The organism is Shewanella sp. GD03713 (assembly GCF_029843705.1).
Taxonomy (GTDB): Bacteria; Pseudomonadota; Gammaproteobacteria; order Enterobacterales; family Shewanellaceae; genus Shewanella.
Map to the genome: position 1 here is coordinate 2,149,493 of NZ_JAOCIW010000001.1, position 22,973 is coordinate 2,172,465.

Consider the following 22,973-nt stretch of genomic DNA (forward strand, 5'->3'; position numbering starts at 1 on the left):
GGTTAAGTTGTAAGTTAAAAAGCCTAAAAGCAAAAACCCCCGGAATTCCTTCCAGGGGTTAGTGATCATCTTTGAATCAGTCCGCCAGAAGGATACAGTCCTCCGGCAGTGAGCGTCCGAAGGCTACCGCATATGGTGGTGATGATGGTGGATAGCGTTCAGTAATGGGCTCATATGACTCTCTATACTCTGTATTCTGTTGAATTCGGTGCTGATGGATACTTATCCATCGAACGTTTTTTTAAGCTAACCGCTTTCTGTGTCGTTTGCAACAGCTAATTTTAACTAAATAAGAATATTTATGCGCTTTATGAAAATGTTTCATCTTGCCGACATTCCGCAGCTAATTTAGGAATAAACTACCTCATAGAATCTACCGAGTAATTTGAGTAGTTGTGTTTGGTGATCTTGAAGTCCAGTGATGAACCTTTGGCCGTTAATCTCTAGCGTATCTATGCCTTCGAATTGCAAGAAGACCCAACGTGCCGTCGGTCTGGAGGTCGTCTTGTTCTTTACCATACTTGGGAAGAACGCTTCGGTTTGTGCGAGTTGTTCTCTGATTTTGTGTTCTAAACTAGCGTAAACAAGCAAGCTCAACGTCATTATCATTAGCAACGCTTCAATGCGCTCAGGCTTTTTCAAGAAGATGGAAGAGGTTAAAAACTCAGGGCTTTTTAGAAAACGGAAGCCGCGCTCGACTTTTTGTTGCGATTTGTAATGTGCTAGAAGAGCCGCCATGGTGAGTGCTTCATTGTCGGTGTCATTCGTCGCGAGGATAAACATGCCTACTTTGAGCTTAGCCAGTTTTACTTTTTCTAGGTCGGTGAAGGGGGCGGCTTCGATAAAGTATTGGTATCCTGTCGGTGCTTCATCTGTCTTTGGGCGGCCCGAATGAGAGTAAGTCGGCTGTTTGATGAGAGTGCCTTGTTCAAACCCAAGTAAGTCACATTGTTTCTTGAAATCGTTAAACGCTAATTCTGCGTCAACTTCACAAGCGAATGGTTTTTTACTTAGCTTTTCCAACGCTTTGATTTCTTTTGCTATGTTTTTCTCTAAGTTCTTGAAGAAAGTGATTTCTTCCCGCTTGGTGGCCTGTTCACTGTGAACGAGCAACCAACGTTGATTGACCTTTCCGTAATCCGAGTCTATCCAACATCCTGAGTAGCCATGACCGATAGTGCTTAATTGCTCTGGCTCTAGCGCAAGTAGTGCTTGTTTTGCGAGCTTGATGGTCATGGGGACACGGGTAATGAATTTTTGATTTTGCTCATCTAGCGAGGAGATGCTTTCTTCGGTGTACAAAGCGGCATCAGCGATAAAGTAACGACTATTTTGCGCGGCTTTTAGGCAATGTATGTGTCTTTTAGTGACTTCAGCGAATGCCTTGGCATCATTGGTGTTACCACTCAGTGCTTGCATGTAAACAGGAATACCTGCTTGGTTTTCACAGATGAGTTCAAGCACGACTTGGTTAAGCTCTGGCCTATGATCCCGACTATAACCTCTTACAAGCTTAATCACGTTGGTGTTTTCATCTTGTGCATACTCACCATCAACGTGGAAGCTAGTGATATCAAGATGAACAGAATCGGTCGTCAAGCCCAGTTTATCAACAACACGCTCAGCAATAACCTGATAGAGCGCTGAGACATCGGCTTCGTATAGAGCATCTAATGTGCGGCCTAGTACATCATCAGTCAGGTGGTGTGCTTCAATGTCTTTGGCGAGTAGCTTAGATACAGGCTTGGTCTTAAAAAAGTCCGAGAACATGTGCAGTGTTCTGCTATGAAAGCCAAGTCCATTTAGGAGCATGGCCAATACCGCGTCACCATGAGAAACATTGTGGTCAGAATATTTTGGGATAACGGCATCTATCATCCGTGGCAGGCCAATTTCGTGACAAAAGGCGGCAATGAGACCAAGGTGATCTAAGCGTTTAATAACAGGATGGGTAGACATATTTTGAGACCGTCAAATAGCAGTAATAGATCAAAACTGTCGATCGCGGTCAAGATGGTGTCGTAGTTTTTATGAAAAGCTGATCGCCAGATCACACTATTTAAATTCTGGAATTAGCTGCGGAATGACGGATCTTGATGGTCGTTGGAGGTTAATCAACCGATTGCAAGAAGAACGAATACTTGAGGTTTGCTAGGATGGGCGCAAAGCCAACTCTGCTTTTAGAAACGTTCGGCAGCTAGAATAGCGGCAAGGATGGCAGATTTTATCTAGCAGTATTCTCTAGACTGGCGAGTGCGGATGAGTGTCAGTCACAGCGCTAATGCAGGATTAGTGCTGTGACATCCTTTTTATTGTGCTAAATATTTTCCAAACAGATGTTCAACTGTCTGTTGGCAATATTTATCTTCACCACGCCAATATTCGGCAAATACCCAGTCATTTTTGCCTTGGCGTTGTCTATCGACAGTATTGGGTTTTAATATTCCCAGACTGGCTAATATTTCGATTAATATTTGTCGCTCAGCTTTACTCGATTTTATTACACTCGCTAATCTTTTCTCCAATGCGCTGGGATAATCGCTCGGCTCAGATGTTTCGATAATCGTTAATATCTCCCTAAAACAGGCAATATCGGCTGTTGTTGGCTCTGGAATATCGGCATTGATAAATTGGCTTAAATCAAAATAGGTATACAAAATATCCCCATGGCGCACGCCGCCCCATTTAATGCGCTCGAAATTGAATACGTTAATATCCATCTCGTTATAGGATTCACTGCCTCGGATGCCATATTGACTGTCTCGGCAAATGCCACAGGTATAGGAGTGTGCCGTTGGTTTGCCATCCGTATAAGAAGTGCCTGAAATGACGGGCGCATATTGGTGTGATGGGATTTTTTGGGCGATCGCATAGGATGTAAGGGATGAGCGCCAATCCAATCGCCTAGAGGTTAGACTGCTTAAAAATCCTTTTGTTACTTGTGTTTGCGATATGCCTTTCACTAGCGCTGTGATGGCAAGGATGCATTCATCGTGGGAGATAGTTAAAGGATCAAACATTAATCCCTTCGATTTGGCGTAGTTAAAGTCGGACTCGGAGAGACTTCTATTTTTGGCGTCAATCCAACCATTCTTCCAATAGGTGGAGAATAAAATCCTTTTTGCTTTTTTATCCATATCTGATTCTTTTTTATCTTTTAACAATTGGGTTTAATGTATCTTAAAAAATCTTAATTAAAGCGGTTAACACTCTACATTTATATAAGCATCGTTTTGATAGTAATAACTGACAGCATGAATTAAGTCATACAAGCTGGTATTAGGCCGCTGTTGCACTAAATTAGCCTTGATGCTTTGTAAATCGGCAATGCTTAAAACGTATTGATAGCCTTGGGTTTGTGGAAAGAGAGGCTCATCCTGTTGGTCGCGTTCTTCTTCAAGCTCATCGTCAATGATTAACACCGACATTGTAGGACTTAATGGTTGCTCTAAGGTTTTATACACATCCAAGTGCCACGAAAAAGAACCAAGTTGAGATAATAGGGTTTCCAAGGTTAATGTTAATCGCATGAAATATCCTTTTGAGCGAGCATCATTTACATCATTTGGACGAGTTAATTAGGGTTAAGGATTCAATAGACCCAGCATGAATTTGGTTAACGTAAATGATGAGAAAATAAACAGTAAATTAATCAAGGCCCGCATAATCCAAGGTAATGCGCCGTAGAAAAGGCCATATTTATTTGAGGCAATCACGATAATTCCCATGATGCCAAACCAGGGGGTAAAAAAGAACATGGCTTGCCATTTAACCAGAGCGATGGCGAGATCATGTAGCGCACCGCTGACCAAAAAGGTGACGAGTACGGCGAGCCACATGGGCAGAAACTGACTGCTAGGACGCATGACATTACGTGATAAATAATAACCCCAAATCGGATTCCAATAATGCCAAAAAATGGGGAATGACTTAGCGCCAAGGGCGCGGGATAGCATATTCCTCATCGAGTGATTGGCACCCAGTGGCACACCATTTCGCTTTCTCACATATTGTGACAAAGATAATGTCGTTTGCATGGTTAATCCCTATGTTCCAGGCTTACCTTCTTAGTGAGCTATATGCAGTCTGTTTTGCCGTCTAATATAAGCTTATCAATATTGATTACAGCACTGCATCAGGCAAGCAGTAAGTTATGCTTTTATCTGCCATAGCATAACAGGTTTGGTCATTCTTTTCGGGTGAGGGCCTTATGAAGAGACCTGGGTTGCCATTAACACGAATAAGCTGCGATTGATTATCCTGTTTCATAAAAATGGTTCCTCCATTTTCGAGCAAGACATCAACTAGGTATTCGCTCATATTGGCGCAAATTGCGATATCGCAGGATTCAGAGCGTTCTTCCTGCCCATTAATAACGAGGCATTGTGAAGTCACCTCATCACAACCTGCCCATGAGGCGGGGTTAAAAGCCAACAATAGTAAAAAACCAGAAAGGTATTTCATTGAATCATCCTGTCGCGTTATAAACGTTCATCCGTGGCAAGGAGCACCAATCTTTTAAGCGTATTTTCGACTGGCCACCAAACTTCGTAATATTCTCGCATAGAACTATGTGCATGTTGAATTCGGTGCAGGACTGAAACTATTGGTATTATTAGGCGGGCTTAATTACACTGCGGCCTTACGGAGTCAGGCTCCTTAATAATTGTTTACGACTTAAGCCACAGTCCGCCATCTTAGAACCGTATTATGTTAACCCTATTAAAGGACCTCGCACGCCCTTGAATCACTCCCGACGCCCAGCGATGCGGCAAGCCAAACTTCAGCAATCCAATCTGCAGTCGAGCGACGCTCAACGTCCAATGAGCCGATTGGCGAGTGAAGTGCTGCGCGCTTTTGCCAGCGATGGGGTGCTTGCCAAGCATATTCAAGGGTTTAGTGCGCGTCAGAGTCAGATTGAAATGGCGCAAATCATCAGTGAAGCGATTGCCAGTAAGGGCAATGCACTGATTGAAGCGGGCACTGGGGTCGGTAAAACCTTCGCGTATTTAATTCCGGCGATCTTAAGTGGCAAGCAAGTAATCGTGAGCACGGGCAGTAAAAACCTGCAGGAGCAATTGTTTTTAAAGGATTTACCCGCATTGACATCTATGCTTGGGATTGCGCCCAAGCTTGCGTTATTAAAAGGCCGCAATAACTATTTATGCCAATATCGACTCGATAGGCAGATGCAGGAGGCCAGCCATATTGAGCCGCGCTTATTGGATGATTTGCTCAAAATCAATCAATGGGCGGGTATGAGCAAAGATGGTGATATCGGTGGCTTAACCTCTGTTGCTGAAAACTCACCCGCGCTTCCCTTAGTGGTCAGTACCAAAGAGACCTGTCTTGGCCAGCGCTGCGAATTTTATGATGCCTGTTTTACCCGCAAGGCCCGCAGCCGCGCCATGGACGCAAAAATCATCGTGGTGAATCATCACTTATTCTTTGCCGACAGCGTGTTAAAGGATACGGGCTTTGCCGAGCTGTTGCCCGATCCCGATGTCGTGATCTTCGATGAGGCGCATTTGTTGCCAGACATCTGCGTCAGTTACTTTGGGCAGCAATCGTCGAGTCGCACCATCGATGATTATCTGCAAAAGTTATTGCAGATTTATCAAACCGAGCTCAGCGATACGGGGCAGATTGCTCAATTTTGTCAGCGCTGTTTAACCAAGTTAAGTGATTGGCATAATGCGTTATTTTCGAGCGGCGAGTCGGACTGGCGGATGCAGCTTGGTAATAAATCCATCGCCTTAGCCTCTTGGGATTTATTGGCTGAATTAACCGCACTGCAAAAGCTGTTACTTGTACACGTGGGGCGCAGTGAATTATTGGATGATATTGCGGTAAAGCTGACTGAGCTTAATCATAAACTGACTCAATTTTTTAATTGTGATAACCCGCAGGCGGCGTACAGCGTTGAGTTTGGTAGCCGATTTGTCATGCTACGTATGTCACCCATCAATATTGCTCGCGAGTGCCAGCAGCTATTTGTCGCCAATACTAGCTGGATTTTTACCTCGGCGACCTTGCAAGTGAACCGCAGCCTAGGGCATTTTGCACAGGAGCTTGGGATAAGCGATGCCAAGGCGCATATTTTAGACAGTCCCTTTGATTATCCGCGTCAGGCGTTATTTTGTGTGCCGAGGCAACTGGGAAATGTGGCGAATCAACAGCAAGCGCTTAAGCAGTTAGTCGATGTGTGTGTCAAAGCGATTGAGGCGGCGCAGGGGCGAACCTTTATTCTGTTTACCAGCCATAAAATGCTCGAGCAAACCGCGCTGGCATTGCGCACACGAACTCAATATCCGCTATTGGTGCAAGGGCAGGCGGGCAAGCAGAGTCTGCTGACCAAGTTTCGCCAACTAGGGAATGCGGTGTTACTGGGCACGAGCAGTTTTTGGGAAGGGGTGGACGTGCGCGGCAAGTTATTAAGCTGCGTAATTATCGATAAGCTGCCCTTTGTGTCTCCCGATGAGCCGCTTTACCGTGCCCGCGCCGACAATATCAGCCGTCAGGGCGGCGATCCTTTTACTCAAGTGTCGTTACCTCAAGCGATTATTGCGCTCAAACAAGGGGTTGGACGTTTGATCCGTGACGAAAAGGACTGCGGGGTACTCATTCTTTGTGATAATCGAATTGTGAATCGCGCCTACGGACAGGCGTTTTTAAACTCATTGCCGCCGATGGCGCGCACCCGAGATTTAGACCAAGCCCTGCAATTTTTAAGGAAAATCCCTTAATCGTCTTGTGATCTAATACGTCATGCTTGCCGATCAACGGATGAAAAAGGCCTGCCGTAGCAGGCCGTTAAAGATTAAAAGCTTGCCGTTACCCCAGCATAGACACTGCGGCTCTTTTGAATGTAATCCAAATCGGTGGCAATTTGATCGCGCTCGGCATCTGTCAGGTTAGTTACTCCTAGTTTGACCCTAAACATTGGGTTTATTTGATAATTAACGCCGATATCTAATGAGCCATAACCATCAGACTTGACCTTAGTTCGCAGATATTGTTCACCCGTGTAGTGGTAGGCGATAAAGGTGGATAATCCCTCCAGCGCTTGCCATTGCAGTTTGAGGTTGTAGCTATCTTCGGGTGTTAGGGTAAAAGGCGCGCCATTTTGCTTATCCTTGGCATCGGTTTTACTGTAGTTGCCACTCAGGCTTAAGCTGTCGGTTAACTCGTACCATGCCTGCAATTCCCACCCGGTAATCTTAGCTTCATTAACGTTTTGATAAGTGAGTACCGCGCCAGGGGTTCTGTCCCAAGTTTCGGTGATGATTTTGTTTTCCACATCATTGTGGAAATAGGTGACTGAACCGCCAAAATCGTCCGCTTGATATTGGGTCGATAGCTCGTAGTTGACCGAAGTTTCGGGTTGTAAATCGCCATTCCCGGCCACAGAGCAGGCGCCGCGACAGGCTGGGATAATATAATCGGCTTGAGACTGCGACATATTCGGAGCTTTAAAGGCTTTACCCCCACCACCTTTGACCACCCATTCGGAACTGAGCGGATAAACCAGATACAGACGAGGGCTAAATTCGGTGCCATACACATCGTGGTGATCGACTCGTCCGCCGAGGGTGAGGCTAAGTTCCCCTAAACTGAATTCGTCCTGCAGATACAGCGCCGCTTGGCTATCGTCTAGCGTGCCATCGCCTAAAATATTGCGGCTGTTCTCAAGTTTGGTCCAACGGTATTCGGCGCCGCCAGTGAGCATATGTTCGCCGAGTAACACTGTGGTTTGCCCATCAAGATTGTGGTTTGTTTGAGTAATATGGCCAATTTGTGCGATCAGCGCCGAATTATCGGTCACTTCGACATTTTCATAATAATAGCGTAAGCGCGTATCGCCCCAATCCCAGCGGCCATTATGGGTAAGGCCTGAACTGATGCGTTCTGCCTGCTGGTTGTTGGTCAGGATAGTGCCGTAGTTATTCCAATCGGATTCACGCTCATCGTTGGCGTAACTGATATCAAATTGCAGATCCTGCTGCGTGTCGATTAACCATTGTAGATTGGCTAAGGCGCTGATTTCATCCCTATCTTCAAGCGCATCTATGGCCGGTTTTAAGTCAGAACGCCATGCATCACGTTTATTGCTATCTACAATCAAGTTCGCCAGCAGTTTGTCTTTAATGAGCGCACCGCTGCTGTAGAAGTTGTATTTAGTGCTATCTCCACCTTCACCACTGGTTGGCGTGTCGTATTGCACGCCAATACTGGTTTGCCAGCTTTCGGTCGGTTGACGTAGGATGACGTTGACTACACCGCCCAAAGCTTCGGAGCCATAGAGGGACGACATGGGGCCACGGACAAGTTCAATACGCTCGATGGCTGACATGGGGATAGACGATAGGTCAAAGTCATTACCGTAGTTGGAGGTTAGCGCCTCACGGGAATTGACGCGGCGACCATTGATTAAGATTAAGGTGTAGTCGGAATCTAGGCCGCGAAGGCTGATTTCGTTACGGCCATAGGGCGTACCTTCACTGATATTCACTCCCTGTAAATAGCGAACGGCGCTGGCGAGATCGTCGATCACTAAAGCTTCAAGCTCACTACGATTGATCACCGAAACCGATGCTGGCGCCGAGAGCTCGGAGTGTTGTGTTTGAGTGGCAGTGATGACCATGCGTTCCATCTCGGGCGCATCTTGTGCTTGAGCGAGTGTGGCGGCCGCGCTCAGTGTTAAGGCGATGGCGCAGGTGAGGGCGTTACGGGAAAATCGCGGCAGGCGGATATCAGGTTGTGCAGGCATTTCATTCTTCCTTGTAAAATTTTGGCGAATGATAATTATTCTTAAATGTGCCAGCAAGTTGCTCTCGTCGAGAAACGTGTAAAGCTAGTGTAAATATTTGCATGAATAACAATAAGATATGGTATCTGATGCGGTTATCTTGTGGTACGTGATAACAAAGTGCCTAACCAATTACCGCTACAAACGACTGGCGCTCCAACCCATGAATTTGTTTGGTGTCCGGCGCAATAAGACGATGCTAGAGAAACTTAAAAATCAAATACGCAAGCGAGGGAAGAAAGGGGAAAGGACGTTACAGAAGAAATAAAGAAGGGATAAAACTATCCCTTCTCAGCTTAACTCAGACTTTTTAAGAATTAGACTTTTAATCCAACCATCAGTTGGTCAAGTTGTCCCGCAGTGGCTTGCAATTCATCACAACCCGACACAGACTGGTTCGCCGATTGCTCGACATCGTGGGATTGATTGCGAATTTCCATCAGATTGGTCGCGATTTCGTTAGCCACAGCCGATTGTTCTTCGGCTGATGTTGCGATTAGCACACTCATTTCGAACACACGGCTGCTGTGGTGGGCAATTGACTCGAGATCTTTACCCGTTTGCAGCACATGTTGCTTGCCTTCACTCGCTTGGCTAACGGTGCGCGACATGACTTGCGTCAGGTTGCGGCTACCTTGTTGCAATGACTCGATCATCGACTTGATTTCAACCGTTGCTGCCTGTGTGCGACCGGCAAGGGTTCTCACCTCATCGGCGACCACCGCAAAACCTCGGCCCTGTTCGCCTGCGCGCGCCGCTTCAATCGCGGCGTTGAGGGCGAGTAGGTTCGTCTGCTGCGAAATGGCATTAATGGTCGACACTACTTCATCAATTTTACTGGCGTTTTCGTTGAGGATATTCACCGCATCTGAGGCCGCAGAAATCTCATCAGACAGTACATCAATCGCGCTAACTGTGGTTTCAATATCCTTAGAGCCCGCATTCACCTGCTGATTCGCCTCTTGGGTTTCGGCTGAAGATTGCTCGGCGTTACGCGCCACTTCTTTAACCGCGGCGGTCATTTCTTCCATTGCCGTGGCTAAGGAATCGAGATGCTGACGTTGATTGACCGCAAGGGCTTGTCCTTGCTGCGCCGTGCTTCTAAAAGATGAAACCACTTCCCGAATTTTGCTGGTGGATTCAGCGATTTGCTTTACTAGGGTATGTTGACGTTCAACGAGAGTGTCGATGCTGATCGCAAGAATGCTGAACTCATCTTTCACTTCGAAGAAGTTTAATCGGCCAGTCAAATCCCCCGAAGCGGCACGTTTGAGCGCCATAACAGTGGTATAGAGTGCGCCACCCACAAAGGTGGAAATGTAATAGCTAAAGAGGAAGAGCACGAATAACAGCACCGCCATCACGCTATAAACCAAGAGATTATCGGCAGATAACAGGGCATCGAGTTGACGCTCGTCCACGGGAATAATGGTTAGCATATTGTGCTCGTTCACTGAGCTTATCGCCCTTTGAGGTGAACTGCTGGTATCGATACCGCCACCGCTGCGCGCAATGGTTTGCGCGCGGCTGTCGGCCTCTGAAACCGTGATAATTCGAACATTCTGCATCCCTTGGCTTAACAGATTAGGGAGATTTTGTTGTTCTTGTTCGGGCAGTTTGTTATAGACCTGCGCCGCGAGTTGATTGATTTTCTGTGACGAGTCCTGAATGCCGTTCAAATGGCTTTCGAGCAGGGTGTCCCTAAACTGAGTATTTAAAAAGACCGCTAATCCCACAATCATAAACATGGGAACTAGGGCGAGAATTGCAAACTTGGTTTTTAAGGTCATGTGGATAAGATATTGATCTATCCAGCGAAATTTAACTTCTTTCATTAGCGCCTCGATAAATTGGGCTGTGACCAAATGGATATCGGTCGGTTTGCCATAGACTTTATGATTTTCTGTTTAGTAAGCAGTTGCTTGTATTATTGTTGTCCAATTGCGGCATTTTTGTTTGTTTTGCAGCAATTTTGGCAAGGTACAAACATAAGTTTACAGTTTAGTTACATGTGTCGCTAGTGGTTAGTGTCCGATGAGGCGATTGCTGTAAAAATCAGCAAATGTTTTTCCAAGGTGTCAAACTCGACGGATTTGTTGGGGTAACACATGAATTTGCATGATAAAAACCCCGAATAAACCCTAGTAATATGCCGCTCGCTCGCGTAAAATTTCTCTCCTTTTATTTCGTTATAGCTAGCAAAGCGTCTGGCATTAACGCCCGATAACCTGAGCACCCAAATAGCCTGAAAGTTTGGCGCCCATAGCACTTGTTTATCAAGCGCGACTATGCAGTGGAAGAGAAAATGCAGCAGTTAACTGAGATCGTAGAACAAGCCTTAGTCATTATTGACCAGGCCAGTGATCTAAAAGCACTGGATGATATCCGTGTCGATTACCTAGGTAAGAAGGGTAAGATCACCGACATGATGAAAATGATGGGCAGCTTAAGTCCTGAAGAAAAACCCGCTTTTGGTCAGGCGGTCAATGATGCGAAGCAGGCCATTCAACAGAAATTAACTGAGCGCATCGACGGCCTGAAAAGTGCCGAACTGGAAGCCAAGTTAATCGCCGAAAAGATTGATGTGACGCTACCTGGCCGCACTATCGACATCGGTGGCTTACACCCAGTGACGCGCACCATTGAACGTATCGAAACCTTTTTTGGGGAATTAGGGTTTACGGTAAAACAAGGGCCAGAAATCGAAGATGACTTCCATAACTTCGACGCCTTGAATATCTCTGAGCATCACCCAGCGCGTGCCGACCACGATACGTTTTATTTTAATCCTAAGCTGATGCTGCGTACCCAAACGTCGGGCGTGCAGATCCGTACTATGGAAACTGAAAAGCCGCCATTGCGGATTATTTCACCGGGTCGTGTGTATCGTAACGACTACGACCAAACTCACACGCCAATGTTCCACCAAGTGGAAGGTTTGCTGGTGGATGAAAACGTTAACTTCGCCGAATTAAAAGGCGTGTTACACGACTTCCTGCGTAACTTCTTCGAGGAAGATTTGCAGGTGCGTTTCCGTCCTTCTTATTTCCCATTCACTGAACCTTCAGCCGAAGTGGACGTGATGGGTAAAAACGGCAAATGGTTAGAAGTGTTAGGCTGCGGTATGGTGCACCCGAACGTGCTACGTAGCGTGGGCATCGATCCAGAAAAATACTCTGGTTTTGCTTTTGGTATGGGCGTTGAGCGTTTAACTATGCTGCGTTACGGCGTAAACGATCTACGTGCGTTTTTCGAAAACGACCTGCGTTTCCTGAAGCAATTTAAATAACGGAGCTGTATAGCATGAAATTTAGCGAATCTTGGCTTCGTGAGTGGGTCAATCCTGCCGTTAGCCGTGAAGCATTATCCCACCAGATCACTATGGCAGGCCTTGAAGTCGATGGCGTTGATGCCGTGGCTGCCGAGTTCAACGGCGTTGTGATTGGTGAAGTGGTCGAATGTGGCCAGCATCCAGATGCAGACAAACTGCGTGTGACTAAAGTCAGTGTCGGCAGTGGTGAACTTATCGATATCGTTTGTGGCGCACCAAACTGCCGCCAAGGTCTACGCGTTGCCGTTGCCATGGTTGGCGCTGTATTGCCAGGCGATTTTAAAATTAAAAAGGCTAAGCTGCGTGGTATGCCTTCAGAAGGCATGCTGTGTTCATACAGCGAGCTAGGCATCGACATCGACAGCGATGGCATTATCGAACTGCCATTAGATGCGCCATTAGGCACGGATTTACGTGAGTATCTCCAGCTTGATGACGCTGTGATTGAAGTGGATTTAACCGCTAACCGTGCCGACTGTTTAGGCATGGTGGGTCTGGCCCGTGAAGTCGGCGTGTTAAACCGTGCTGCTGTGACTGAGCCACAATGGCAAGCTGTTACGCCAACGATTGATGCCAAAGTGGCTATCAATGTGAAGGAAACCGCAGCTTGCCCACGCTACTTAGGTCGTGTGGTGAAGAATGTGAACGTGAAAGCGGCTACGCCATTATGGATGCAGGAAAAACTGCGTCGCAGCGGTATCCGTTCTATCGATCCTATCGTCGATATCACTAACTTCGTGTTAGTTGAATTCGGTCAACCTATGCATGCGTTCGATCTTGCCAAACTCACTGGCGATATCCAAGTGCGTTTAGGTAATGGCGAAGAGAAAATCACCCTGCTCGATGGCAGCGAAGTGACCATTCCAAGCGACACTTTAGTGATTGCCGACGATGCTCGCCCATTAGCGCTTGCTGGCGTATTTGGTGGCGAATATTCGGGTGTGAGTGACACCACGCAAGACATTCTGCTGGAATGTGCCTTCTTCGCACCGTTAGCGATTATGGGTAAATCACGCCGTTTAGGTCTGCATACTGATTCATCACACCGTTTCGAGCGTGGTGTTGACCCTGAGATGCAGCATAAGGTTATGGACCGTGCGACTCGCTTAGTGTTGGATATTTGCGGCGGTGAAGCGGGCCCTGTGGTTGAAGCCAAGTCTGACGCTGATTTACCAAAGCCTGCGCAAATCTTATTGCGTCGCAGTAAGTTAGATAAAACTCTGGGCCACCATGTTCCCGATAGCGACGTGGTTGAAATCCTCGAACGTTTAGGTTTTGGCGTCGTTGTAGGTGAGGGTAGCTGGCAGGTCACGACCGCCACTTACCGCTTCGATATGGCGATTGAAGAAGACTTAATCGAAGAAGTCGCGCGTATCTACGGTTACAACAACATTCCAAACGTTGCGCCTGTGGCGTCACTGCGGATGTCTGACCATAAAGAAACCGACTTAAGCCTTAAGCGCGTACGTTCGCTGTTAGTGGCCCGTGGTTTCCAAGAAGCCGTGACTTACAGTTTCGTCGATCCTAAGCTGCAAAATCTGGTTCACCCAGGTGAGCAAGCCATGGTATTACCGAACCCGATTTCTAGCGAAATGTCGGCCATGCGTTTGTCGATGTTCACAGGATTATTGACTGCGGTTGGCTACAACCAAAGTCGTCAACAGGGTCGTGTGAGACTTTTTGAAACTGGCCTGCGCTTTGTTCCTGATATTAATGCAGAATCAGGTGTAAGACAGCAAGCTATGCTCGGTTGCGTCATAACTGGCCTCCAAAATGACGAACATTGGGCTATGGAATCGAAAACTGTTGATTTTTTCGACCTTAAAGGCGATTTAGAAGCAATTATCGGCTTGACAGTTTCCGCATCAGAATTTAGCTTTAGAGTAGCGACGCATTCTGCTCTTCATCCAGGGCAATGTGCTGAAATATTGAGAAATGATCGAGTGATCGGTCATATAGGTGCTATCCATCCTAGTTTGGAGAAGCCTTTTGGACTCAATGGTAAAACCATCGTTTTTGAGTTGGAATTGGATGCTTTATTGCATACCAGTTTACCGCTAGCCCAAGCTGTATCTAAGTTCCCGGCTAATCGTCGTGACATCGCAGTAGTCGTAGATGAAAGTGTATCTGCAGGCGATGTAATGAAATTGATAAGAAAAGTTGGCGAAAATCAGTTGGTTGGCATAAACTTGTTCGATGTATACTTAGGTAAAGGTGTTGAGCCCGGCAAGAAGAGCTTGGCGATAGCACTTACATTACAAGACACTACTCGTACACTTGAGGAAAAAGAGATCGCTGAGACAGTAGATTCAGTTGTTTCTGCCCTGAAGACCGAGTTCAACGCATCGTTGAGGGATTAAAGTATGGCACTTACCAAAGCCGAAATGGCAGAACATCTTTTTGAAACACTAGGAATTAACAAGCGTGTCGCCAAAGAGATGGTTGAGTCGTTCTTTGAAGAAATTCGAGGCGCACTTGAAAGTGGTGAGCAGGTCAAGTTATCTGGCTTTGGCAACTTTGACCTTAGGGATAAGAATCAAAGACCGGGAAGGAACCCAAAAACAGGCGAGGATATCCCGATTTCCGCTCGCCGTGTCGTGACCTTCCGTCCCGGCCAGAAACTGAAAACTCGCGTAGAAGCTGCTAACGCGGGCAAGTAATTTCTTAAAGTTTGATAGGAAAGCCACTCCATCGCGAGTGGCTTTCCTATTTTCTTCCTATGTGAATTCAGTCTTTTACTGTCTGAGGTGATTTCTTTGTCAAGACAGCCCAAACATTTTGACCGACGTTTTCAACTGGCCTTATTGCACCCTAAATATTGGGTCACTTGGTTGGCGATCGGCCTATTAGTGATTTTTGGGATCATGCCCGCGTGGCTGCGTGATCCTATCGCCAGAACCTTGGCCAAACTGGTGGCGCCTATTGCGAAAAAGCCGATAGGTATTGCCAGAGCGAACTTAAAGGCGTGTTTCCCTGAAAAATCCGCCGCAGAGATTGAAGCCTTAATCGATGAGAACGTGCAGAACTTCGTCTTAGTGCTGTTATCTCAAGGTGAGCTGTTGGTACGCTCAAAGGCGCATTTACGCCGCCGTGTGAATCTCATGGGCTTTGAGCATGTTCAAGCGGCACAAGCGGAAGGGCAACCTGTGATATTTATCATGCCCCATGTGTGGCCTATCGATTATGCGGGACTGAGGTTAAACCTCGACTTACCCATGGTGACTATGGCAAAGGCCCATAAAAACGCGCTATTTAACTGGTTTAACAATAGGGTACGTAGCAGTGGCGGTGGCCATGTTTATATGCGAGAGGCGGGGATCCGCGCCTTGTTGGCCGAATTAAAGCAGAACAATAGCTTTTTTTACCTGCCCGATGAAGATTTAGGCCCAGATCAGAGCGTGTTTACCCCGTTTTTAGGCACAGTTAAAGCGACATTACCCGTGGTTGGCCGCTTAGCTCAGGCGGGAAATGCCCAAGTGCTACCGGTAAAAATTGGTTATAACCAAGCTTCACGCCAGTTTGATTTAACTGTGATGCCCGCTATTGCCGCCGAAGACATGGTCGGTAAAGAAAACGAAGCGTTGGCACTGAATAAAGCGGTTGAGCAAGTGATCCTCGCTTACCCTGAGCAATATATGTGGTTCTTAAGATTGCTTAAGACCCGCCCCGCAGGGCAAGCTTCGATTTATCAATAGCGACTTGTCCATAGTGAAAGTCGCGGTTCGCAGACCAATAAAATGGGCTTTAAGTGAAATACTTAAAGCCCATTTTTTTATCAAGTGCAGATGCTTAAGTAAGAGGCTTACAGCCACTCAGCGCTCGTCCTCTTGCTCCATTTCGAGCTGCATCAGCAGCATATCTTCGCCATCTAATACCTGCGTATGGTAGCTGTGACAAGCAGGACAGACGATAGAGCGCTCAGCAATCTCAGACTCTTGGTGGCAATCCAAACAGGCAATCACTAAGGGTTGCAGTGTCATCCGCAGTTCAGCATCACGGCAGATCCCATCGAGTTTAAAGGTCTCAAAAGCGGTCTCAAGCAAGGCGGGTTCGACTCCGCTCATCACCCCGAGTTTGATATCGACGCGGGTGATTTTATTGGCACGATTGGCCTTAGCGTGTTGCTCGCATTGCTCAATCAAGGCGCTAACGATGGAATATTCGTGCATTAACAAATCCTTGGCAGCAGTTCACCCTGGGGCAGGTCTAAGTAACGTTTGGTATTCCATGGCGTTCTTAAGATCACTTTTCCAGGAAGTTCGTCGCTGACGGTGCCGATGATGGCCGCCTGCTCGCAATGACCAAAACGTTGCATGATTTCTAGGGCGCCTAGGGCGATATCGTTAGGGACCGCCAAGATAAAGGTGCCTTCATTGGCTAAATCCATGGCCTCAAAGCCATAGAGTTCGCACAAGCCTTTGACTTCATCGCAAACCGGAATACTGGCTTCATTGACGGTAATCCCGACATTGGCGGCCACTGCCCATTCGTTTAACACGGCTGAAAGCCCGCCACGGGTCGCATCACGCATCGCATGAATAGGAATATTCGCCGCAATAAGCTGCTCAACCACGGGCCAAAGAGTGGCACAATCGCTTTGCAAAGCTGATTCGAGGGTCAGACCTTCGCGCGCCATCAGAATCGCGGCGCCATGGCAGCCCACATCGCGGGAGACAATGATTGCATCCCCCGGTGCGACATTCGCCGCCGAAATATTCGGACGTAAAATGCGCCCAACGCCTGAGGTATTGATAAACAAGCCATCGGCACAGCCCTTAGGCACGACTTTAGTATCGCCACAGACGATTCTGGCGCCGCTCTGTTTAAGCTCCTTCGCCATGCTGCGCACAATAGTGGTTAACTGATTGAGCGAAAAGCCTTCTTCGATGATCACGCTGCAACTTAAATACTGTGGCTCGGCGCCCATCATGGCGAGATCATTCACAGTGCCGGCGATCGCCAACTTGCCAATATCTCCGCCGGCAAAAAACAGCGGTGATACGGTAAAGGAATCTGTGGTAAAGGCGGTCGCGCCCTGCAATTCAAGCTTGGCCGCGTCTTCTTCGCTACGCAGGATCGGGTTATCGAACTCGGCAAAAAACAGTTCACGAATGAGTTTATTCATCTCTTTGCCGCCACCACCGTGGCTGAGTTGAATCGCTTTATCTTTGGGTTGGAAATCAGCCATGGTGTGGCTCCTTGCTATCTATGCCTTGATAGCGGTAATACGCATTACACGCGCCTTCGGAGCTAACCATACAGCTACCGAGAGGGGTTTCGGGATTGCAGCCGCGGCCAAAGACTTTACAGTCCTTAGGTTTGGCGAGCCCGCGAAGAATATCGCCGCATTGGCAAGCCTTATGATCGTCTATCTCTTTGACGGGTAATCTGTCCTTAAAGTACTTCTCGGCGTCCCTGTGGGCGTATTCGGGTTTTAACTCAAGCGCCGAGTTGGGAATGGGCCCAAGCCCGCGCCAACGAAATTGCGGCCGAGTCTGGAAAAATTGATCCACCTTGGCCTGAGCGGCAAGATTGCCTTCCTCTGATACGGCGCGGCTGTATTGGATATCTAATAGCGCCGTTCCTGCTACCTTTTGCCGCACGATGCGCAGAATGGATTCCATTACATCGACGGGTTCGAACCCCGATACCACCACAGGCGTACCGTATTGCTCGACGGCGGGGCGATAGATTTTGGCACCACTGATCACACTGACATGGGCTGGGCCAATGAAGGCGTTTACTCTGGCTTTAGGGTCGTGCATCACGGCATCTATCGCGGGTGGAACTAAGACGTGATTGATATGAAACAACAAATTCGCCAGCTTTTCCTGCTCGGCCAGTTGCAGCAGCACCGCGGTCATTGGGGTCGAGGTTTCAAAGCCAATGGCGAAAAACACCACGGTTTTATCGGGATTGTCGCGGGCGATTTTGAGCGTGTCTAAAGGGTCATAGATAGGGCGAATATCACAGCCCTTGGCCCTGAAACTGGCAAGTGACCCTTGGGAGCCGGGGACGCGGATCATATCCCCTAGGGTCACTAAAATCACATTCTCTTGTTGGGCGAGCACTGCGGCTTGGTCAATTCGCTCCTTGGGCATGACGCACACTGGGCAGCCGGGACCGTGGATAAATTCAATATTTTCCGGCAATAAATCCAGTAAGCCGTATTTCATGATGGTGTGGGTATGGCCGCCACAGACCTCCATGATATTAATAGGCTCTTTGAGTGTGCGGGCGCATTTAGCGATATCCTCCGCAAACGAGGCTATGGTATCGGGGTCGCGAAAGCCTTGATAAAGTTGTTTTAGGTCAAGCATCTTCAGTCCTTGCGCAGTTTTGGCTGTTATTTGTTATCACTTTTACTGCGGTGATTACTTAATGCGTGGTCTCAGCTTCAAGTTTTGAAACTATCTCTTTATATAATTCAAGGCTTTGTAGTGCATCATTGCGATCAATTTTATTCATCACAAAACCAATATGGATAAGCACATAGTCACCAATGACTAAAGGCTCAGTCATTAAATGACTGCTCACATCACGCCTGACACCTAGCGTATCGACGGTGACTGATTGGCGCTCGTTATCGACGGCCACGACCTGGGAGGGAATAGACAGGCACATTATTGTGGCTCTCCCGAAGCGTGGTGAAGGTTGTTGTTCAGCCATGCAACGACGGCTCGCATGGAATCGCCATCCTTAATCGAGACTTCCAAAATCTGTGTGTCGGGGTTGAGCTTCTTAAGTTGGGCTTTGGCCTCGTCAACACTGAAATCGAAGTAGGGCAAGAGATCACATTTGGTGATGAGCACCAGATCGGCGCGGCGGAACATGACGGGATATTTCTCAATCTTATCATCGCCTTCGGGAACCGAAAGCAGCACGATATTTTTATGGGTGCCGACATCGTAACTAGCGGGGCAGACGAGGTTTCCCACGTTTTCGACAAAACAAATATCTAAGCCTTCGAGTGGCAAGTGATGTAAAGCACCATGCACCATAAAGGCGTCGAGGTGGCAGGCGCTGCCAGTTTGAATTTGATGAGCCTGAATGCCTTTGGCGATTAAGCGGTCGGCATCGCGGGAGGTCTCTAAATCCCCTTCAATGACGGCGTAGTTGAGGGCGGTGTACTCTTTTAAGTGTTCGAGCAAGGTGGTTTTGCCACTGCCTGGGCTACTCATTAAATTGAAGGCGGTGATATTGTGCGCCTCAAAATGCGCGCGGTTATGGGCGGCTTCAACATCGTTTTTATCGAGAATTTTATGGATCACCGACAAGGTTTTTTTATCGTTAAGCTGAGGATTTGTGTGCAATTCCTGATGGTGATGCAGGTGGCCGTGATCATGGGAATGGCGGGGTAAGGAGCAGCCGCAGTCTTTACACATCTTATATTTCTCCTTGTCCTAGGCAAAATGCCTCTTTGGGCGGTATTAGCCTGACAATATGCTGATGCTATTAAATAGGGTTAATTTGATTACGCTAATGTTAAGTGTGATACAAATCGGTTGTGGATTCTTTGATGTTCGTCAGGTTTATTTGGATAAACAAAGGCCAAAGAAAATTTCTTTGGCCAGTGGGGATAATGCGCTTACGTGGCTTAGCGTTGAAGGATGCTGATTTTGTTGCTGCTCGCGGGGGTTAAGATAACAGGAACCGATTTTGAGGTCGGGGTGTAGGAGCCCACGCCCACACTGTCGATGGCGACTAAGGGATTAGTCTCGGGGTAATAGGCGGCGATATTGCCCTTGGGGATCTCGTAATAAATCACCATAAAGTCATATACTTTGCGTAATTTTCCATCGTTAGTGAGCGATTGGATATCGACTAACTGGCCGTCGCTAAACCCCTGCGCTTTGGCATCATCACTGTTCATAAACAGCACATTGCGCTTGCCCTTAATGCCGCGGTATCTGTCATCCATGCCGTAGATGGTGGTGTTGTATTGATCGTGTGAGCGCAGACTCTGCAGCAGTAACACTGGCAGCGTACTGGTCAAGGCCTGACTCGAACAATCGGCGATGATGGAGTCGGGTAAAGCACAGGCGTTAAATTCAGCCTTGTGGCTTTGGGTATGCCAGTCGAGCTGCGCGGCATTATTGGTTAAATGGAATCCCGCAGGGACGTTAATTTTTTGATTGTAGTCTTCAAAACCTGCAATGGTTTGCTCAATCAAATCGCGGATCAGGTTGTAATCATCCCTTAGGGCTAACCAGTCAATTGACTTGGCACTGGTTGCATTCATTGAGGATGGTTTCACAGCCAAGGTGGCATGTGCCATGCGCGCCACAATATCAATTTCCGACAGGCAGAGTGGCGATACCGCATCGTTCATCCCAGTTGAGGCGTGCACCATGCTAAAGGTATCTTCGACGGTGATTTTTTGAATGCCGTGTTTTTGCTTATCGAGTTCGGTGCGGCCAAGGCAAGGTAAGATCAGCGCATCTTTGCCGACCTGTAAATGACTGCGATTGAGCTTAGTGCTGATTTGCACATTTAAGCGCGCTTTTCCCATGGCGCTATAGGTAAAAGCGCTGTCGGGCGCTGCGGCGGCGAGGTTTCCGCCGAGGCAGATAAGTACTTTGCTTTGCTCACACTCTAAGGCCTTTAAGGCTTCAACCACGTTATGACCTGCAGCGCGGGGTAATTGGCAGCCCAAATACTGCTCTAAACGGTCAATAAATTCGGCTTTGGGTTTCTCGTTAATTCCCATAGTGCGGTTACCCTGCACATTGCTGTGACCGCGCACAGGGCAAAGGCCTGCGCCAGCTTTGCCAATTTGGCCGCAGAGCAGATGCAGGTTGATGATTTCACGGATGGTATCGACGGAATGTTTATGCTGAGTGATGCCCATGGCCCAGCAGCTGATCACCGTCTTGCTTTGGCTAAAGACAGTGGCGGCTTGAATAATATCGGCCTTGGATAAGCCCGATTGGACTTCAATCTGTTGCCAGTCGGTATGACGGACACTCTGTTCATAGTCTGCGAAAAACGCAGTGTGGGTGGCGATAAACTCCCGGTCGATACACTTTGAGTTCGACTCAAGGATATGCTTTGCCATGCCGCGAATGGCCGCCATATCGCCGCCCAGCAGCGGCGTCAGGTATTGATGGCTAATGGTGGTCGCAGCGGGAGTTAATAACTCAGTTGGACTTTGTGGGCTGGCGAATCGCTCCAGCGCCACTTCTTTTAAGTTATTGAAGGTGACAATTTTACAACCCTGTCTGGCGGCTTTACGTAGGGCATTCATCATCCGTGGATGGTTGGTGCCGGGATTTTGTCCGAAGACAAAAATCGCCTCGGCCGCATCGAAATCGTTTAATACGACTGTGCCTTTACCGACACCAATGGCTTGGTTGAGTGCCACACCGCTGGCCTCGTGGCACATATTCGAGCAATCGGGGAAGTTATTGGTGCCATACAGTCGGCCAAACAATTGATAGAGATAGGATGCCTCGTTACTGGCGCGGCCCGAGGTGTAAAACTCCACCTGATTGGGATCGCTAAGGCCATTGAGCGTATCAGCAATCAGCTGAAAGGCATCATCCCAGCTGATGGGTTCATAGTGATCGGTCGTGGCGTTATAGCGCATAGGTTCGGCCAAGCGGCCCTGATATTCGAGCCAATAGTCGGTCTGCTGAGCTAACTGGCGCACCGAATACTCGGCGAAAAAGTCGCGGTCAACAATCTTGCCCGTCGATTCCCACGCCACGGCTTTGGCGCCATTTTCGCAAAACTGAAAGGCACCGGCCTTGTTATCGCCCCAGGCACAACCCGGGCAGTCAAAGCCATCGGTTTGGTTTACCCTGAGCAGATTTTTGATATTTTGCTGGGTCTTTTGGCTCCGCAGCACATGCTTTAAGGTCGATTGCAGTGAAGGGAAGCCGCCGGCTTTGGTCGGTTTTTCAATATGAACAGGCATAAAATTCTCCGCGATTGCATTGGAATGCAAGGCTTTCATCAAATATGGAGTAGTGGATTGGCGGATCAAACTTAGGAATATGGACAAGATTAAGCTGGTATTTCAGCGCCAGTTTTACTGCGAGCTGGCTCGGTGACGCGAGGCTAATCAGATGGTTGGCACCATAACGCACCGCCTTTTGGATTAACTCGCTGCTGCAGCGACTGGTCATCAGCAGCGCCTTGACGCTGCGCTTTTGCCGCAGCAGCGCGCCAATGAGCTTATCTAACGCATTATGACGACCGATATCTTCACGACACTCAAGGATATTGCCTGCCTCATCTAAGGCAAAAGCCGCATGGATAGCGCCACTGCGCTGCGCCTTAAGTTGATGTGTATGTATTTGCTGTTTGAGGCTGTCGACATGCTTAAGCACTAAAGGAGCGCATGCGGGTAATGGCGGTAAATCTGGTAGGGCATGACCTAGGGCTTCCACACCGCAGATCCCACAGCCAGTTGCGCCAACGAGCCGTCTTTTGCGTTGTTTAAGGGCGATGAAACAACGATTGGCTAAAGTGACATCGAGCATTACGCCGTCTTGGACGGGAGTGATATCAATCTCATGCACATCTTGGTCTTGGCTGATAATGCCTTCGACGAATAAGAAGCCAATCACAAAATCCTCAAAGTGATCGGGCGTTATCATCATCACCGCATAGCTGATGCCATTGAGGTTGATGGCGGCTGCGACCTCTTCAACCAGATGCGAGTAACGGGTGTTAGGCTGTTGAGTCGCGTTTGGGCTGTGTTGAGATTCAGGGCTGAGCCTTGGATCATTCGCCGAATCGAGTGGGTGAGTTAGCACGCATTTCAACCTGAAATTGGATGTTGATCACATTCTAGGGAAGGTTTACGCGCTAGGCCAATCAAACTAT

19 protein-coding genes are annotated in these 22,973 nt (G+C 47.9%); 5 read left to right on the top strand and 14 right to left on the bottom strand.

Features of this window, described 5'->3' with window-relative positions; all coding sequences use genetic code 11:
- Nucleotides 1-348 precede the first annotated feature (348 nt).
- The 5 genes from N5E87_RS09575 to N5E87_RS09595 form a co-directional block, all read right to left on the bottom strand.
- Nucleotides 349-1,959 carry an IS1634-like element ISSpu7 family transposase gene (locus tag N5E87_RS09575; protein ID WP_011787758.1) on the bottom strand — a complete coding sequence of 537 codons (1,611 nt, stop codon included), beginning with the start codon at nt 1,957-1,959 and terminating at the stop codon, nt 349-351.
- A 350-nt stretch (nt 1,960-2,309) separates the two neighbouring features.
- Nucleotides 2,310-3,137 carry a hypothetical protein gene (locus tag N5E87_RS09580; RefSeq protein WP_086903656.1) on the bottom strand — a complete coding sequence of 276 codons (828 nt, stop codon included), beginning with the start codon at nt 3,135-3,137 and terminating at the stop codon, nt 2,310-2,312.
- 66 nt (nt 3,138-3,203) lie between these two features.
- Complete coding sequence (locus N5E87_RS09585; RefSeq protein WP_086903657.1) at nt 3,204-3,530, bottom strand: hypothetical protein; 327 nt, start codon at nt 3,528-3,530, stop codon at nt 3,204-3,206.
- A 54-nt stretch (nt 3,531-3,584) separates the two neighbouring features.
- Nucleotides 3,585-4,037 (bottom strand): acyltransferase, encoded by a 453-nt coding sequence (locus N5E87_RS09590; RefSeq protein ID WP_086903658.1) that lies wholly within the window; start codon nt 4,035-4,037, stop codon nt 3,585-3,587.
- An 85-nt stretch (nt 4,038-4,122) separates the two neighbouring features.
- Nucleotides 4,123-4,464, bottom strand: coding sequence for a hypothetical protein (locus tag N5E87_RS09595; RefSeq protein WP_086903659.1), 342 nt, complete (start codon nt 4,462-4,464; stop codon nt 4,123-4,125).
- 302 nt (nt 4,465-4,766) lie between these two features.
- On the opposite strand from N5E87_RS09595, the gene N5E87_RS09600 reads away from it, so the two are divergent.
- Entirely contained in the window at nt 4,767-6,746 is a 1,980-nt protein-coding gene (locus N5E87_RS09600; protein WP_164718008.1) for an ATP-dependent DNA helicase, read from the top strand.
- 74 nt (nt 6,747-6,820) lie between these two features.
- Here N5E87_RS09600 and N5E87_RS09605 read toward each other — a convergent pair whose 3' ends face one another.
- A complete protein-coding gene (locus tag N5E87_RS09605; RefSeq protein WP_086903660.1) occupies nt 6,821-8,770 on the bottom strand; it encodes a TonB-dependent receptor in 1,950 nt (649 codons plus the stop codon).
- A 356-nt stretch (nt 8,771-9,126) separates the two neighbouring features.
- Nucleotides 9,127-10,644 (bottom strand): methyl-accepting chemotaxis protein, encoded by a 1,518-nt coding sequence (locus N5E87_RS09610; RefSeq protein ID WP_086903662.1) that lies wholly within the window; start codon nt 10,642-10,644, stop codon nt 9,127-9,129.
- A gap of 470 nt (nt 10,645-11,114) precedes the next feature.
- On the opposite strand from N5E87_RS09610, the gene pheS reads away from it, so the two are divergent.
- The 4 genes from pheS to lpxM all read left to right on the top strand — a co-directional run bounded on the left by pheS (nt 11,115) and on the right by lpxM (nt 15,835).
- Complete coding sequence (gene pheS / locus N5E87_RS09615) at nt 11,115-12,098, top strand: phenylalanine--tRNA ligase subunit alpha (RefSeq protein ID WP_041413005.1); 984 nt, start codon at nt 11,115-11,117, stop codon at nt 12,096-12,098.
- Between the two features lie 14 nt (nt 12,099-12,112).
- On the top strand, nt 12,113-14,500 hold the full coding sequence (gene pheT, locus N5E87_RS09620; RefSeq protein WP_086903663.1) for a phenylalanine--tRNA ligase subunit beta: 2,388 nt from the start codon (nt 12,113-12,115) through the stop codon (nt 14,498-14,500).
- A gap of 3 nt (nt 14,501-14,503) precedes the next feature.
- Nucleotides 14,504-14,800 (top strand): integration host factor subunit alpha, encoded by a 297-nt coding sequence (ihfA, locus tag N5E87_RS09625; protein WP_011716870.1) that lies wholly within the window; start codon nt 14,504-14,506, stop codon nt 14,798-14,800.
- A 96-nt stretch (nt 14,801-14,896) separates the two neighbouring features.
- Entirely contained in the window at nt 14,897-15,835 is a 939-nt protein-coding gene (lpxM, locus tag N5E87_RS09630) for a lauroyl-Kdo(2)-lipid IV(A) myristoyltransferase (protein ID WP_126513044.1), read from the top strand.
- Nucleotides 15,836-15,952: 117 nt separating this feature from the next.
- On the opposite strand, the gene hypA is transcribed toward lpxM, so the two are convergent.
- The 7 genes from hypA to fdhD form a co-directional block, all read right to left on the bottom strand.
- The gene (gene hypA, locus N5E87_RS09635; RefSeq protein ID WP_126513045.1) at nt 15,953-16,309 is read right to left on the bottom strand and encodes a hydrogenase/urease nickel incorporation protein HypA; all 357 of its coding nucleotides are present in this window, start codon (nt 16,307-16,309) and stop codon (nt 15,953-15,955) included.
- On the bottom strand, nt 16,309-17,328 hold the full coding sequence (gene hypE, locus N5E87_RS09640) for a hydrogenase expression/formation protein HypE (RefSeq protein ID WP_089067915.1): 1,020 nt from the start codon (nt 17,326-17,328) through the stop codon (nt 16,309-16,311). Before hypE ends, hypA begins: the two co-directional genes overlap by 1 nt.
- Nucleotides 17,321-18,460 (bottom strand): hydrogenase formation protein HypD, encoded by a 1,140-nt coding sequence (hypD, locus tag N5E87_RS09645; RefSeq protein ID WP_126513046.1) that lies wholly within the window; start codon nt 18,458-18,460, stop codon nt 17,321-17,323. Before hypD ends, hypE begins: the two co-directional genes overlap by 8 nt.
- Before the next feature lie 58 nt (nt 18,461-18,518).
- The gene (locus N5E87_RS09650; protein WP_126513047.1) at nt 18,519-18,764 is read right to left on the bottom strand and encodes a HypC/HybG/HupF family hydrogenase formation chaperone; all 246 of its coding nucleotides are present in this window, start codon (nt 18,762-18,764) and stop codon (nt 18,519-18,521) included.
- Entirely contained in the window at nt 18,764-19,525 is a 762-nt protein-coding gene (hypB, locus tag N5E87_RS09655; RefSeq protein ID WP_248968569.1) for a hydrogenase nickel incorporation protein HypB, read from the bottom strand. Before hypB ends, N5E87_RS09650 begins: the two co-directional genes overlap by 1 nt.
- Nucleotides 19,526-19,737: 212 nt before the next feature.
- On the bottom strand, nt 19,738-22,059 hold the full coding sequence (locus tag N5E87_RS09660) for an FdhF/YdeP family oxidoreductase (RefSeq protein WP_279775278.1): 2,322 nt from the start codon (nt 22,057-22,059) through the stop codon (nt 19,738-19,740).
- On the bottom strand, nt 22,043-22,903 hold the full coding sequence (gene fdhD, locus N5E87_RS09665) for a formate dehydrogenase accessory sulfurtransferase FdhD (protein ID WP_279775279.1): 861 nt from the start codon (nt 22,901-22,903) through the stop codon (nt 22,043-22,045). Before fdhD ends, N5E87_RS09660 begins: the two co-directional genes overlap by 17 nt.
- Nucleotides 22,904-22,973 lie beyond the last annotated feature (70 nt).

Bases quoted from the DNA above. Each gene is read 5' to 3' on its own strand.
- N5E87_RS09595 (WP_086903659.1), bottom strand. From the start codon at position 4,464: ATGAAATACCTTTCTGGTTTTTTACTATTGTTGGCTTTTAACCCCGCC.
- ihfA (WP_011716870.1), top strand. From the start codon at position 14,504: ATGGCACTTACCAAAGCCGAAATGGCAGAACATCTTTTTGAAACACTA.
- pheS (WP_041413005.1), top strand. From the start codon at position 11,115: ATGCAGCAGTTAACTGAGATCGTAGAACAAGCCTTAGTCATTATTGAC.
- N5E87_RS09660 (WP_279775278.1), bottom strand. From the start codon at position 22,059: ATGCCTGTTCATATTGAAAAACCGACCAAAGCCGGCGGCTTCCCTTCA.
- hypD (WP_126513046.1), bottom strand. From the start codon at position 18,460: ATGCTTGACCTAAAACAACTTTATCAAGGCTTTCGCGACCCCGATACC.
- pheT (WP_086903663.1), top strand. From the start codon at position 12,113: ATGAAATTTAGCGAATCTTGGCTTCGTGAGTGGGTCAATCCTGCCGTT.
- N5E87_RS09610 (WP_086903662.1), bottom strand. From the start codon at position 10,644: ATGAAAGAAGTTAAATTTCGCTGGATAGATCAATATCTTATCCACATG.
- hypE (WP_089067915.1), bottom strand. From the start codon at position 17,328: ATGGCTGATTTCCAACCCAAAGATAAAGCGATTCAACTCAGCCACGGT.
- N5E87_RS09605 (WP_086903660.1), bottom strand. From the start codon at position 8,770: ATGCCTGCACAACCTGATATCCGCCTGCCGCGATTTTCCCGTAACGCC.
- N5E87_RS09650 (WP_126513047.1), bottom strand. From the start codon at position 18,764: ATGTGCCTGTCTATTCCCTCCCAGGTCGTGGCCGTCGATAACGAGCGC.
- N5E87_RS09585 (WP_086903657.1), bottom strand. From the start codon at position 3,530: ATGCGATTAACATTAACCTTGGAAACCCTATTATCTCAACTTGGTTCT.
- N5E87_RS09580 (WP_086903656.1), bottom strand. From the start codon at position 3,137: ATGGATAAAAAAGCAAAAAGGATTTTATTCTCCACCTATTGGAAGAAT.
- N5E87_RS09590 (WP_086903658.1), bottom strand. From the start codon at position 4,037: ATGCAAACGACATTATCTTTGTCACAATATGTGAGAAAGCGAAATGGT.
- hypB (WP_248968569.1), bottom strand. From the start codon at position 19,525: ATGTGTAAAGACTGCGGCTGCTCCTTACCCCGCCATTCCCATGATCAC.
- hypA (WP_126513045.1), bottom strand. From the start codon at position 16,309: ATGCACGAATATTCCATCGTTAGCGCCTTGATTGAGCAATGCGAGCAA.
- N5E87_RS09575 (WP_011787758.1), bottom strand. From the start codon at position 1,959: ATGTCTACCCATCCTGTTATTAAACGCTTAGATCACCTTGGTCTCATT.
- N5E87_RS09600 (WP_164718008.1), top strand. From the start codon at position 4,767: ATGCGGCAAGCCAAACTTCAGCAATCCAATCTGCAGTCGAGCGACGCT.